The organism is Cyanobacterium sp. Dongsha4, assembly GCF_036345015.1.
Lineage (GTDB): Bacteria > Cyanobacteriota > Cyanobacteriia > Cyanobacteriales > Cyanobacteriaceae > PCC-10605.
The window spans coordinates 619,713-633,472 of the sequence record NZ_CP084098.1; the positions used below are offsets into that span (position 1 = coordinate 619,713).

Consider the following 13,760-nt stretch of genomic DNA (forward strand, 5'->3'; position numbering starts at 1 on the left):
AGATTAATGATTACAGAAAAGATAGTAACAATAACCCATTTATATTTTCTATATTGCCGTTTCATCTTTCCATCCACTCACTATTAATCAATATAACAACTCTATTTTAGTTCACTAATAATCTCTGGTTGAGTTAACTCGTCAGACATTTCAATAATTGCCCTTAATACAGGTTTCATTACCTCTTCCACATTTTCCATATCTTGTTTTCTTCTTTCTTTTGCCCTTTTTGCAACACCTACAGTAATTTTATAACGATTGGAAGCGGCCGCCAGTAAGGCATCGCTACGAAACATAATTTGACTAGAATCAAAGCTATTTTTTTTGAGCATTCTTGTTTTACAATTATGACATTAGTGGTGTCTTATTATATCAAAATCTTTCCCATTATCCACAGTAAACCCCCTACCAACACAGGGCTGTTTCATTCTAAAATTTTTTGGTTAAGGCAGTGAATGGGGAATAGGCAATGGGCAATAGTTTTTAATGATTTATGCTTATAAATTGATAATCTCAACATTTTTAACTACTTCTTAATCCTCAAAGCTCTAAAACCCTATATTCTTTTACTGGCATTAGTTTTAGCGTTTTTGTATTTCTACTTTGAAACAGCCCTGCCTACCAACATGATGGATGATGCCAAGCTGACTCATATTTGTTGTTTTATCAAGCAAGAAGCAACCTCTTTATATTTCCTCTCAAAATCAGAATTTAAGTCATTTCGGGAATTAGTAAAAAAGTAGGCGTTGGTAAATTAAGCTATATTTTTTAGTTTAGATCGGGAATGGGGAATAGGCAATGATGCACTGGTATCAAAAAACAGCACCTCATAAATATGAAAATTACTATATACATACGTCTTAGCTTAATTGGCTTGATTCCATATTTTTTCTATTTCATTAATCACATTATTATCTGGGCTTGGTTTTATACTTATACTTGGTTCAATTTCTACCCCTTCAATATTTTCACTCCAAGGGGTATCTTTTAAGTTTTCTAAGTCTAAGTCAATAATTGGACGAAAACCATATTTTGCCAATATAATTTGTTGCTCTTTTTGTTTTAAATAATTGATAAATTTTTCTGCTGATTTTGCTTCTTGTTTACTCACATTTTGCTTTAAAATAGCTCCTGTAATAGTTGTTTCTATGGTAGGATTAGGATAGTAAATTTGATAACTTTGATTACGTCTTTCTTTTGCTTGTGACCAACGATGAAGGGCTATACTTTCATAAACTGTGGCTACATCCGCATCATTTGCTCCTCTGGCGATAAATTCTTGTAATAAAATATCGGTGCTTCTCGGTGGTTGATAAACGGACTTTTTAATCAGGGTAAATAAGTCTCTTATTCGATTATTATTAATGTCATTAACTGTTAAAATATTTTGATTTAAGTCATTTTTTGCCCATAAACTTAGGGTTAATTGTCCACTATTAGAGCGTGTTGGATCTGTTGTTACAAAATCAAAACTTCCCCAATTTTTGTCCCCTCCTAACTGTTGCCAATTCCTTGTTTTTAAGGCTTTTTCTAACTGATTCCAACTGAATTTATTGTTAGGAAATAACACTTTTCCTCTTTCTTCCCATGCGATCGCAACTAAAAGAGTACGGGCGATCGCCTCTGGGGGATAATAGAAAATATCAGTTTCTCCTTGAGCTTTTAAAGTGGTTTCTAACTCAGTAATTAACTCGCTATTAGCAGGAATTAAAACAGTGGGAATAAAGTCATTTTTTTTGTCAATAACATTACTAATTATGTCTTGTGAACCTTGAATTTCTATTTCTAAATCAATGTGAGGATTATCTTTTTCAAATTTATCACTAATTTCCTCTAATACTTCTTTTAATTCTGAACCACTAACAATAGTAACATTAGTTTTAACGGGAAAAATCGGTAAATAAGTTATCCCTAAACTAGCACCAATAATTAATAAAGAAATTATTTTATTCTGGGGAGAATTATGTTTACTAGAAGTAGTCATTATTTCTCCTGACGATGTTGGTATTTTCAAAACTGAGAAGAATTTTTCTGTTAATTTATTCATAATAAGCTAATTTTTAAGTTCAATAGTGAGGGTAGGGAAAAGTAAGGGAGTAGGGAAAAATTATCTAACACCTGCCACCTGAAACCTATTCATTATTCATTGTTAAAAGACTGCTTAATTCTTGGGTTAAATCCTGTAAATCCTGCAAAGCCTGAGAATTAGTCAAGTCAGAAGTGCGTAATTTATTCTGTAATTGTTGTAAAACTCCCGCCGATTCAGTGAGAATATTTGTTAAGGCAAAAACTTGGGCTTCTCTTGCAGATTTACCCTGTTTTGCTAAATCAATGTTACGTCTTAAATTACTTTCAATTTGTCTTAATTGTTTTAAGGCTAATCCATTAGCTGATTGTTGTTTTTTGAGATTAGTTTTTAACTTTTCCTCTAATTCTTCCTCTGATAACAAAGAATCACTACCCGATAATTTCTTACTTAAATACTCGATTTTTTCTGGTAATTCAAAAGTGCGATCGCATCCATATTCAATAGCAGTTAATAAATCCATTTGGTGAGCATCATGGAGTAAATTTTTGGCTTCTAAACGTAAATTTTCTGCCTTTTTAATTAATAACTTAGCTTCTTGTTTTGCCAACTCTAATTCTTCTTCAAGGGCTTTATTGTCGAGATTAATTTTATTATTATTTAATGGATTATTAGCTAAAAAACTAGAACCAATTACACCAACTGAGATACTAATAGGTAACATCAAAAAACTAGAAATATTAGCAAATCTGACTCCGAAAAAGAGACAAACACCGGCAACAAAAACAGCAAGAGGATAATTAAGAGGATTAGCAATTTTTGGTATCATAGATAAAAAATGAGTAATGAGTAGGGAGTGGGGAGTAGGGAGTAGGGAGTGGGGAGAAAGGGAGGCATGGGGGGATAGGGAGGCATGGGGGGATAGGGAAGATAGGGGAGAAATTAAACTTGAAACCTTTTAATTGCTAGAATTCTAGTTGTAAATTTTTCATAACTAGATCAATAGTATTAGGATCACCTTTACGATAATATCCAGCATTAATTTTGGCAATTTCTTCTAAGGCTTGGGCATTAAATTCCCCATCATTACCATAACCAACGGTGAAAAAGGCGATTCTTTCATCACTATTAAAACCACTTTTTTGCAATTCCTGCTCCAATTGTTGTAGATTAATACCACTACCAGAATCCTCTCCGTCAGTCAGAATTAATACCGCATTAATGGCATTGGGTTTTAAATTTTGCCGTAACCAATCACGGGCATATAAAGCACTATCATATAGTTTTGTACCTCCTCTTGCTTGTAAGCTACTTATATACTGAATACCTTGGTTTTTTCCTTCAGGAGTGCCTTTAATAACCACAGGAGGGTTAATTTGATCACTAAAAGTGATAATCGCAATTTCTTCTTTTGAACCTAAATTATTAATATAATTTAATAATGTATTCTGCACTGCGGTTATTTTTTGTCCTCGCATTGAACCTGAAATGTCCACAACTACAGCAACTTGAGAAGGTTTTTTTGAGTAGTCTTGCCAATTGGTTAACATTGCTTCTACCACTTCGGGGGAAGGAGGGCGATAAGATTCATAATTAGGATTAGGATTGACTCCGTATTGACTACTAAACTTATTACCGAGAGCAACATTCGGAATACCGGGGCGTAATCCCAGACTCGCCGCTAATTGTTGAGATTCAGGAGTTAACATAAAATCTAAAACTTTTTGTGCCCCTTCTTTTTCTTCTGCCGACATCCAAGGGGCATTGGGTATTATTCCTCGAATATTAGAGCTAAATGTAGCTTTAGGATATACTGCTTGATATTGGGTTTGATTTGGATTAGGTTGACTATTTGCCTGAATAACTAAGGATTCATACACAGAGCCTACAGAAGCCCAAAAAATACCATTTTCTACCATAGAATTGGCAAGAGTGGCGGTAGAAACGCCATAACGGGTAACTTTTTCTTGAATAGCCTTAACTTTATCCTGATATTTAGTAATATCGTCAATGGTTAAATCTTGGGGTTGTTTATTACTAACAGAGGCAAATTGGGCAACAAGAGTTTGTAAGCCTGAATTTGAGCGAGTGGGGGCAGTTTGTACAAAGTATATCGGTAATGGTGGTGCTTGGGAATCCAATTGTTGATAATTGTCATATTGGGTTAAGGCTGTATAGATATTGGGTAATTTTTCCAACACAGGTGCTAACTCTTTTGTTGTCATGAATACCATTGGGCTAAAAACGATTAAAGGAGTATCGGTAATGGGGGGGATAAGGTTTTCTCCGGGGAAGATTTTATCCACTTGATAGATTAATTGACTTTGATAGATTTCACCGTCAACGGAAATAATCGAAGGAAATTGGGCATCATCGGCGGAAATGGAGTTACTGGCTAATTGTTGAGTAAGATTAACTACTTCGCCAATGACATCACCGCTACCTTTTGCATCACAGGTTAAATGAAATTGTTTTCCGTTGCTTAATTTGGGATTAGTGGCGTTGAGTTTTTCTGCGGTTTGACGGCAAAATTCCCCTAAATCACTTCCTGCTAAAAATTTTATTTCCAGTTGCGATCGCATCTGATTTGTGTTACCATCAACGGAGTTATTATCGCTACATCCTGACAATAAAGAAAAAGATATAAATATAGGAGTCAGAATTAACCCAAATTTAGCACCCATAAAAATACAACCTTAATTATTAGTATTCCCAATAACGATCATAACTAATAGGTTGTTATATCAATGTTAAATTCACTTTAAGAAAGATTCCATCAAAACAATTTAACTGTCAATTTTTAGCTCTTAACTCCAATATATTTTTCTAAAATCAACTTCAAATTATCCTGTTTTATTGGTTTACAAATATAGTCTTTCATCCCTACAGACTTACACATAGAAATAATATTTTCATCTTCATGGGCACTCATGGCAATAATAGGGGGTATTTGTTGATGAGAAAATTCTCGATAAATTATTTCAGTAGCTTTAATTCCATCAATTTTAGGCATTTCAATATCCATAAAAATTAAATCATAATCTTCTTTTTTTAATATCTCAATAACTTCTTCTCCATTCTTAGCAATTTTGACTGTATAGTTTAATTTATTTAGCAAGTTGACAACTAATTTTTGATTAACCAAGTTATCTTCTGCTACCAGTATTTTTCGTTTAATTTCAGAGGTATTTGACTTATCTACATTCGTAACAGAAGGAGGAATGGCAGAAGAAAAATTATACATATATTCTAGTTTAAGAAACTGTTGTAATTTCTCGAAAATAATTTCTTTAATAAAAGGTTTATTAATCACTTCTTCACAACCAACCGCCAATATCTTACTTTTTTCTTCCATAAAAGCATGGGCAGTTAAAGCAATAATCGTAGTTTTATGAGAAGACGTAATCATAGACTCTTTTTCCCTTATAATACGAGTTGCTTGAAAACCATCCATTACAGGCATTCCTATATCCATCCAAATCAAATGGGGTTGCCAATCTTGCCAAATTTCCACTGCTTCTTTACCATTAACCGCTTCTTTGAGAGAAAATCCGAGAGGTTGTAATAGTTTAGTTAAAAGTAAACGATTATTATCTTCATCATCAACAATAAGGATACGATAGTTAGGAGTATTTGCCTTGACACCAATAATTTTTCCTGAATTGAAAGTATTTTGTTGATGAGATGGTGCACAATCTGATTGAAAATTAATGGTAAACTCAAAAGTAGTGCCTAGGTTAAATTGACTTTTAACTTTTAACTCACCTCCCATCATCTTGACAAATTTTCGTGAAATAGTTAATCCTAACCCTGTGCCTTGCTTTGACTCTATTCCTGATTCTGTTTGGAAAAACGGGGTAAATAATTTCTCTAAATCTTCTGTCTTCATACCTCTACCAGTATCAGTGACAGCAAAATAAATTTTGTTTTCTGTCTCTAAAATAGCCTTGATAGTAATACTACCAGCTTGGGTAAATTTGAGAGAATTACTGATTAAATTTAATAATATTTGTTTTAATTTTCTTTCATCTGCACAGATAAATTCTGGGATGTTATTGTCTATCTCTAATAATAAATTAAGTTTTTTTTCTGCCGCCTTAATTAATAGCATTGATTTTAAAGAAGAGGTTAATTCATAAAAATTAAAGGTACTATTATTTAAAATTATTTTTCCTGCTTCTATTTTTGATATTTCTAAAACTTCATTGATTAAAGACAGTAAATGTTCTCCACTATTAATGATTATTTGTAGATTTTCTTTTGTATCTCCCGTTAGGTTTTCTTCCTCTAAAATTAGCTGAGAAAAGCCTAAAATAGCATTTAAAGGAGTTCTTAATTCATGACTCATACTTGATAAGAAAACACTTTTTGCCTGATTTGCTTTTTCTGCGATTTCTTTAGCTTTGCGTAAATCTTGGGTTCTAATCTTAACTTTCTCTTCTAATTTTTTATTCGCATTTCTTAAGTCTTGTTCTTTTTTAATTAAAGTAAATATTAGCTCTTCAAAGCTATTATAAAGTAATGATATTTCGTTTTTATTCTCAAAATCTTTATTATGATATTTATGTTTTTTAGTATTAGAAAAAAAAGTGCGATCGCGCAATATTATTTCATGATCACCTCGTCTGATTTGGTCTGCATAATATGCTAAATTAAGTAAAGGTTGAGTAAGATAACTTGCAAAATACCAACCAATTAAGGAAAAAATAGTAGCTAATAATAAACCCCAAAATAATATTTCTTGTTGTAAGATTCCTATAGATTTAAAAGCTGCTACCTTTGGTTGTCTTACAACTATACGCCATCCTAAATTATCTACAAGAAAATCCCCCTTATCTACTTGAGTACTGATAATATAGTCATTATTGTTAAAAAACTCTGCCGAAACAGCATCCTTTGGAGGATAAGTAACGGTTTTCCCTCCCCAAGTATTTCCTGAATCGAATAAAATTAAACCATCATTAGCCATGATCAAAATTTGTATTTGTTGATCATTAGGTATATTTTCCACTAAAGAATCTTCAACATCTTCAATCCAATTCCAACTTAAATGAGCCCCTAAAACTCCAGTTAAACTACCCTGTTGATTATAAACAGGAATTGACACATCTAAAAATCTCAAAGGCTCACCACTAGGCAAAGGAGGCAATTTTTGAGCTAATAGTTTTGCCTCATGCACATCACCAATAAAATTTGATTTTAACCCCCCAATAAACCACGGGCGCTCATTAACTTTTTCTCCTTCCAACATTTTTCCCGTAGCAACTTCCACAACTCCTTCCGTGTTAGCAAAACCAATCCAAGCATAATATTGATAACTATTTTGCAATTTTTCTAAAAATAAGCGTCTATCTTCTTTATTATTAGTTGGATTACGAAATCGAGGTAAAATTGCCATATTTTCTATGTCATGTTGACGCTCAAATAATCCACGATTAAAAGTATTTGTTAACTCATTGGATATTTGTTGAAGAAAAATAATTTTCTCGTTTTGAATATGACTTTTCAAAGATTGACTAACTACTAAACTAAAAATAATTGAAAGTAAAAATGTGGAAATGCCAAAAGAAAGAGCTAATTTTTTTCTCAAATTAGAGTTATTCCAAAATTGAGTCAGAGAAAAGGGGAAATAAAGGGGAAAAGTCATAAAGCATATTTAATTTGACTTACTTATATTCATTATAAAAGCAAAAAGAAACGACTCTCTTGCTTTAGATATGATAAGCTATCCCAAAAAAAGGTGTTAGATGTCAGGTGGTAGGTTTTAGGCTGAATTCAAATTGTTAATTTATAACCATTGCATTTTTTATTTGAGCAAAGCACCTCGTCAGTTAAAATTTGTTCTAATTATTGTATAGTATTGATAATATTAAACTCCAGAAATTTCTAAAAGTTTACTAATATTGGGTACATAATAATCAAGACCAAAAGATTGAGGATTAACATATTTATCATAGGTAAAATAACGATAATTTAAACAAAAATAATCCCACTTTGCCATTTGAATATTAAAAACTTTAATAAAGATATTTGCTAACCAGATGGGGAGAGGAATTTGTAAATAGACTTTTTTATTTAGATAATTACCAATTTCTTTAATAGCTTGATTAACCGTTAAAGGAGAATTAGCTAACACCAATTTACGCTCAAAACTAGGATCTAATGTATCTCCATTTTCCACTAAATAACCGATAATAGTAGCAATGTCTTGACCATGAATAACATGAAAACCTCCATCAGCTTGAAACCAACGGATTAAGTTAAACCACTTCGGCAAATCTTTCAATCCAGCACTTAAATGAGATGATGGTTTATTTTCATCTCCTCCAAAAACTAAAGTCGGATAAACAGTAATAATTTTCGGATATAGAAGATGTTTTTTCAATTGTGTAAAACACTGATATTTTGTTTTTATATAATCTGTTCCAATTTCTCCTGCTTGGGGTAATAATTGATTTTTTTGATCTAAAATACTAGCTGTAGAAAAATAAATTATACGCTCACAATTATCCTTATTTAAACAGTTAATTAAGTTAATATTTGCCTCTACATTGATTTGATAAGATTCTATTTCTCCGCCCCAGCAAGTAGCTGTTAAAATCGCTATATTAATAGTTTCTAATATGTTTTTGTATGCTAAAATATTTGTTAAATTATCTTCAATAATATTGATACCAGAACGGTAATTATAATCAAACTTAATTTTACGGGGATTTCTGACCAAAAAAAATAACTCATAGTCTGTATTTTTGATTAATAAATCAGCGATATAATGTCCGATGCAACCGCTTCCACCAGTGATAAATATACGCATTTCTTTCAAATTATGGGAATAGATAGATAAAAAGTATAGCAATCCTCTAACTATTGTGTAAATTTTGTTGACTTTACATTAAAAATGATTGCAAATAAAATAATTTAGGACTGCTATAAATTACTGCTAAAATTAAACCAGAGTTATTGATCCATCAAGACATACTCAAAAAATTAAGATAAAAAGGGTATTTTATACTGTCATTGACTAACTAAATTAGCTACCATGAATCGAAATGTCACTCAAACTGTATTGAGTTTAATTGCTGTCTTAACCTTAAATTTTCCGGTAATGGCGAAGGTGCAACCTTCTCCTATCAATCAAGATTCCTCTGTACCTTGGTCAAAAGTTACGGAAGATTCCTTTGAAGGTAAAATAGTTTATGATAAGGATTTTGGCGGATTTGGGGAAAGCTATGCAATTGTTAGTAGTTGGTCAAAACAGGCTATCCGTCTAAGTTATTTTTGGCAGGTAAAAGAGGTTGATTACTATAAGCAAGTAAAACGAACTCGTAGTGTTTGGCGTAATAATAAGTATGAGGAAGAAGTTTATTGGGAGCAAGAACCTGTTTACAAATATTTTTGGAAAAGCAGAAGTCCGGAATATATAATGTTTTCTATCAATGGTCAATTATATGAATATCAGGGAGGAAAAATCTCTGATGATTTAATGAGTGCTTTAGCCAATGCACCTTCTGCTAATTTAAAAATTCGTTTGGTATGGAGCGATGGTAGCACCACAGATGCGACTATTGGTAGTGGTACGGTTAATGCTTGGAAAACTGTTTATCAAATGGATAGTCAGGAATAAGGCAATTAGGATAAGGCATAAATGGCAAAGGGCAAAGTAAAAAGGGCAAGGGGCAAAGGTAATTAATTAGTTTCTCCCTAGCACCTCAAAACCTCAACATCTTATTTTTTATCTCTTGTTTAATCACATAATTAAAAAACTATAAATCCATATTCTCATTCTTTAATTAAATCAATTTTTTTAATGTCGAATCATGTTTATCAAATTTTGTTGGTAGAAGATAATGCTGATAGTGTCCAACTAATAGAAAATCTTTTGTCTTCAGCTCATCACTCTCCCCTCGCAGAAGGGTCTAATTTTTGTTTGTGTTGTGTTCAAAATTTGGCAGGAGCTTTACAGGTAATTAAAGAGAAAGATTTTGAGGCAATTATCTTAGATTTAACTTTACCAGATGGCAAGGGTTTTGAGTCTTTATTAAAGTTAAAAGAAAATGCTCCTGATACTCCCATTATAATCCAAACAGATTCAACGGATGAGGCGGTAATTGTTCGAGCTTTTCAGATGGGAGCAAATGGGTATTTAAGAAAGACAGATTTAGATTGTAACTCTTTGATTTATGCTATTCGTTTAGCGATCGAACGTCAACAGTATGTAGAACGATTATCTGCTTTAAGACAACAAAAACAACAACAAGAAGAATTCGCCAGTTTAGAAAATTTGGCTCAATCGATTCAACCAAGTATTACAGCGAGGATGTTTGCTTCTTCTGCGTTGAAAGATAGTATTCCCGATGTTTTCTCTCAGTTAACGGTGAAATACGGTCATTTATTAGATTTATCTTTAGAAGAGAGAGCTTTGAGGGTGGATTATAATATAGCGGAGGAGTTACGACAATTGGCGGCAAAATTGGGCTTTTTTAAGGCTAGTCCGAGAGATGTTGTAGACATTCATACTAAAGCCTTAAAGGAAAAATGTAAGAATGTTAATTTAGCTAAAGTTCAAGCCTATGTGGATGAGGGTAGATTAAGATTATTAGAATTAATGGGTTATTTAACTTCTTATTATCGCAAGTATTATATCGGTTTGAGCAATCTTACCATTTTATCTAGTTCCGATTCGGATGATATTTAATTCATGAGCAACTATTTATTAAGACTGTATATCACGGGTAATTCTCTTAACTCACAAAGAGCGATCGCTAATTTGTTGAAATTGTGTCGAGAAGAATTGAATAATAAATATCAGGTGGAAATTATTGACGTTTTGGAAGAACCTGCAAGGGCGGAAAGGGAAAAAATCCTTGTGACACCAACTTTGATAAAACAACTTCCTCCACCATTACAGAGAATTATTGGCGATTTATCAAACCGAGAAAATGTTATTTGTGGCTTGGATTTAATTGATCAATAGTTTAGGTGAAAAATTGATTCAAACTCTTAAGGATTCCATTTTTCTTGCCCGAAGGGTGATGCCTTAAATGTAAACTAACTTAGGACATTGTTTAATGATCGCCGATCACTGATAATAAGGGGTGTAAATTATTAAAAAAAGTAAATATGACTACAGATCCCATTGTAATTATGAAGCAGGAAGTCGGTAAAGCGGCCGCCGACAGAGTCCAATCTGATTCCATTGTTGGTTTAGGTACAGGTTCTACTACTGCTTATGCCATTCAATATATTGGGGAGAGATTACAAAAAGGAGAATTAACTAATATTATCGGTGTTCCTACTTCTTTTCAAGCTGAAGTGTTAGCCAAAAAATATGGTATTCCTTTAACTACCCTAGATGCTATTACACATATTGATGTTGCTATTGACGGAGCAGATGAAGTTGATCCCCATAAAAACCTCATTAAAGGCGGCGGAGCGGCTCATACTCGTGAAAAAGTGGTAGATAGTCTAGCTAATCAATTTATCGTTGTGGTAGATGGTGGTAAACTTGTGGATAAATTAGGTTCAACTTTCTTGCTTCCTGTTGAGGTAATCCCAATGGCTGTAACCCCTGTGATGAATAAATTAGAAAAATTAGGGGGTAAACCAGAGTTAAGAATGGGTATTAAAAAAGCTGGCCCAGTCGTTACAGATCAAGGTAATTTAGTTATTGACGTTAAATTTGATTCCATTGATAACCCTGCAGAATTAGAAAAAACCATTAATAATATGCCCGGGGTTTTAGAAAATGGATTATTTGTAGGTGTTGCCGATGTAATTTTGGTGGGAGAAATCATAGACGGCAAACCTTCCGTTAGAGAAATATAATTCTAGTTTCAAACACCCCAAGGTGGGCTAATACCCACCATTATCATTATCCTAGTCAAGATAACCCATTAATATAAGGGGATCATCAATTTGATTAGAAGCAACAGGACGATTACCCATAATTTTAAACTCTTGGCTAATTTTTAAATGACTAGAAGTAATAGGACGAGCGCCAGATAAAGTAATCATACTCTTAATGTTTAAATCACTCTTAGTTACAGGTCTGTTACTACCTACAGAAGTATAAGTATGAACTATTTGTAAGTGATTTGGCTCAATGGGGCGATTACCCGGTAATAACGCCGCCGATTTATCTGCCAATTTCAAAGCGGAACTTGCTTTAGTTGTATTGGTAGTTGCGGGTTTATTAGCTGGTTGCTTGTCTTTGTTTTCTACAGTTTCACTCATGTTAACGCTCCGAGATAAAAGATATTATTAACTTTAGTCTATTAGTACTAGCTTTAGCTTAAATTTATTTAACTTAGACTAATAATTGTGACTATTATACTGCCATTAGGATCGCCCTTTAGATTATCTCCTTTCAGCTAAAGTTATGGAACATATAGTAATCAGTAATGATAGTCGGTGTAGTTGATTTAAGCGAAGTTCGATTTTTTGTAGCATTAGTTATTAAGATAATTTGATGTTTCATTATCTCAAATATCTTTTACACTGAAGAATCAGTAATTTTAAAGGTATTTCTAAGAATAATGTCATTAGCCAAATTGAGCAATAAAGTAAAAAAATGGCTACCTTTAGCAAAATCAAAAATAAAAGAAAGTGCATCTCAATTAGAAAATACTATTAATAATTATGATCCTAATGAAGTATTACCCACTAGATTAATTACAAGATTAGATAAAAAACTACAAAGTTTGCCAATTCATGATTATTATCTTGAAACTTTAGTTAATCATATTGATGATTGCATTCAAAAATGGATTATTAATCAGCAGAATAATTACACTAAAAATTGTTTAGTTATTAAAAGTAATTGCGTTGATAATTTACACGATATTTTAACTTATATTTTTTCTCATAATTATAACTTTGATGAGGCTGAATTAGAAATACAATATGAAGTTTTCTGTTTAGATATTATCTCGAAAACTCGTCAAGATAGATTTAATTTTTTACAGGAAAAAATACTTGAAATTCAACAGCAGTCAGAAAAAAAAATAATTGTTATTCCTGATCTGAGCTACTATTTTGCTCGTAGTATAGAAGGCTTAGAAATCTTAGAAAAACTTTTAAAATTAATTGATAAAGATGAAAATAAATTTTGGATTATCGGTTGTAATCATTGGTTGTGGTTGTTTTTAGTAAAAATTTATCGCTGGGATGCCTACATTGAAAATGCTTGGGATTTACCGTTATTATCTCAGGAAAATTTACGAGATATTTTGTTACCTGTTTTGGGTTTAGTGGAATTTGATTGGAATGATTTAAGAAAATTTTTAGTGGAATTACCTAATCAAAATCAAGATGATAATAATGTCATGTCTCAATTACAAGCTAAGTATTTTGAAAATTTAGCTAATTTGTCGCAAGGGTGTTTAAATATTGCGAGTCAATTATGTTTTAATTCTTTACGATACGTTAAAAACGAAGAAACGGGTTTATCTCGTCTCAAAATCAATAATCCTCAATTTCCTGATTTACCAAGTATTACTCAAAGCGATCGCTACTTATTATTTTGTATAGGATTACACAATCACTTAAATAAGTTAGATTTAGCAGATATTTTAGGAGATGATCCAATATATATAACCTCTCAAATAGAATGTTTAATCAATCTTAAATTAATCCATTTTTTAGATTATCAAAACATAGCTATTAATCCTCTTTTTTATCCTAAATTAAGTCAAGATTTAAAAGATAATCATTTCCTAGTTTAATTGTTGTTAAT

The 13,760-nt window shown here is 32.1% G+C and carries 12 protein-coding genes; 5 read left to right on the plus strand and 7 right to left on the minus strand.

The window, feature by feature from the left end; translation table 11 throughout:
• Window positions 1-101 precede the first annotated feature (101 nt).
• The 6 genes from Dongsha4_RS02725 to Dongsha4_RS02750 form a co-directional block, all read right to left on the minus strand.
• On the minus strand, window positions 102-332 hold the full coding sequence (locus tag Dongsha4_RS02725; RefSeq protein WP_015220639.1) for a DNA-directed RNA polymerase subunit omega: 231 nt from the start codon (window positions 330-332) through the stop codon (window positions 102-104).
• A 533-nt stretch (window positions 333-865) separates the two neighbouring features.
• A complete protein-coding gene (locus Dongsha4_RS02730; RefSeq protein ID WP_330204232.1) occupies window positions 866-2,047 on the minus strand; it encodes a substrate-binding domain-containing protein in 1,182 nt (393 codons plus the stop codon).
• An 85-nt stretch (window positions 2,048-2,132) separates the two neighbouring features.
• Window positions 2,133-2,855, minus strand: coding sequence for a hypothetical protein (locus Dongsha4_RS02735; protein ID WP_330204233.1), 723 nt, complete (start codon window positions 2,853-2,855; stop codon window positions 2,133-2,135).
• Window positions 2,856-2,991: 136 nt separating this feature from the next.
• On the minus strand, window positions 2,992-4,710 hold the full coding sequence (locus Dongsha4_RS02740; RefSeq protein WP_330204234.1) for a VWA domain-containing protein: 1,719 nt from the start codon (window positions 4,708-4,710) through the stop codon (window positions 2,992-2,994).
• Window positions 4,711-4,826: 116 nt separating this feature from the next.
• On the minus strand, window positions 4,827-7,673 hold the full coding sequence (locus tag Dongsha4_RS02745) for a response regulator (RefSeq protein ID WP_330204235.1): 2,847 nt from the start codon (window positions 7,671-7,673) through the stop codon (window positions 4,827-4,829).
• 222 nt (window positions 7,674-7,895) lie between these two features.
• Window positions 7,896-8,840, minus strand: a complete 945-nt coding sequence (locus Dongsha4_RS02750) for an NAD(P)-dependent oxidoreductase (RefSeq protein ID WP_330204236.1) — start codon at window positions 8,838-8,840, stop codon at window positions 7,896-7,898.
• A gap of 225 nt (window positions 8,841-9,065) precedes the next feature.
• Between Dongsha4_RS02750 and Dongsha4_RS02755 the strand changes: the two genes are divergently transcribed.
• From Dongsha4_RS02755 to rpiA, 4 genes are all read left to right on the plus strand, one after another.
• Window positions 9,066-9,650, plus strand: a complete 585-nt coding sequence (locus tag Dongsha4_RS02755; RefSeq protein ID WP_330204237.1) for a hypothetical protein — start codon at window positions 9,066-9,068, stop codon at window positions 9,648-9,650.
• A gap of 183 nt (window positions 9,651-9,833) precedes the next feature.
• The gene (locus tag Dongsha4_RS02760) at window positions 9,834-10,721 is read left to right on the plus strand and encodes a response regulator (protein WP_330204238.1); all 888 of its coding nucleotides are present in this window, start codon (window positions 9,834-9,836) and stop codon (window positions 10,719-10,721) included.
• A gap of 3 nt (window positions 10,722-10,724) precedes the next feature.
• A complete protein-coding gene (locus Dongsha4_RS02765) occupies window positions 10,725-11,000 on the plus strand; it encodes a circadian clock KaiB family protein (RefSeq protein ID WP_015220648.1) in 276 nt (91 codons plus the stop codon).
• Window positions 11,001-11,146: 146 nt separating this feature from the next.
• On the plus strand, window positions 11,147-11,851 hold the full coding sequence (gene rpiA, locus Dongsha4_RS02770) for a ribose-5-phosphate isomerase RpiA (RefSeq protein WP_330204239.1): 705 nt from the start codon (window positions 11,147-11,149) through the stop codon (window positions 11,849-11,851).
• A gap of 51 nt (window positions 11,852-11,902) precedes the next feature.
• Here rpiA and Dongsha4_RS02775 read toward each other — a convergent pair whose 3' ends face one another.
• Window positions 11,903-12,259 carry a hypothetical protein gene (locus Dongsha4_RS02775; RefSeq protein WP_330204240.1) on the minus strand — a complete coding sequence of 119 codons (357 nt, stop codon included), beginning with the start codon at window positions 12,257-12,259 and terminating at the stop codon, window positions 11,903-11,905.
• Window positions 12,260-12,561: 302 nt separating this feature from the next.
• Here Dongsha4_RS02775 and Dongsha4_RS02780 point away from each other — a divergent pair, with 302 nt between their 5' ends.
• The gene (locus tag Dongsha4_RS02780) at window positions 12,562-13,749 is read left to right on the plus strand and encodes a hypothetical protein (protein WP_330204241.1); all 1,188 of its coding nucleotides are present in this window, start codon (window positions 12,562-12,564) and stop codon (window positions 13,747-13,749) included.
• Window positions 13,750-13,760 lie beyond the last annotated feature (11 nt).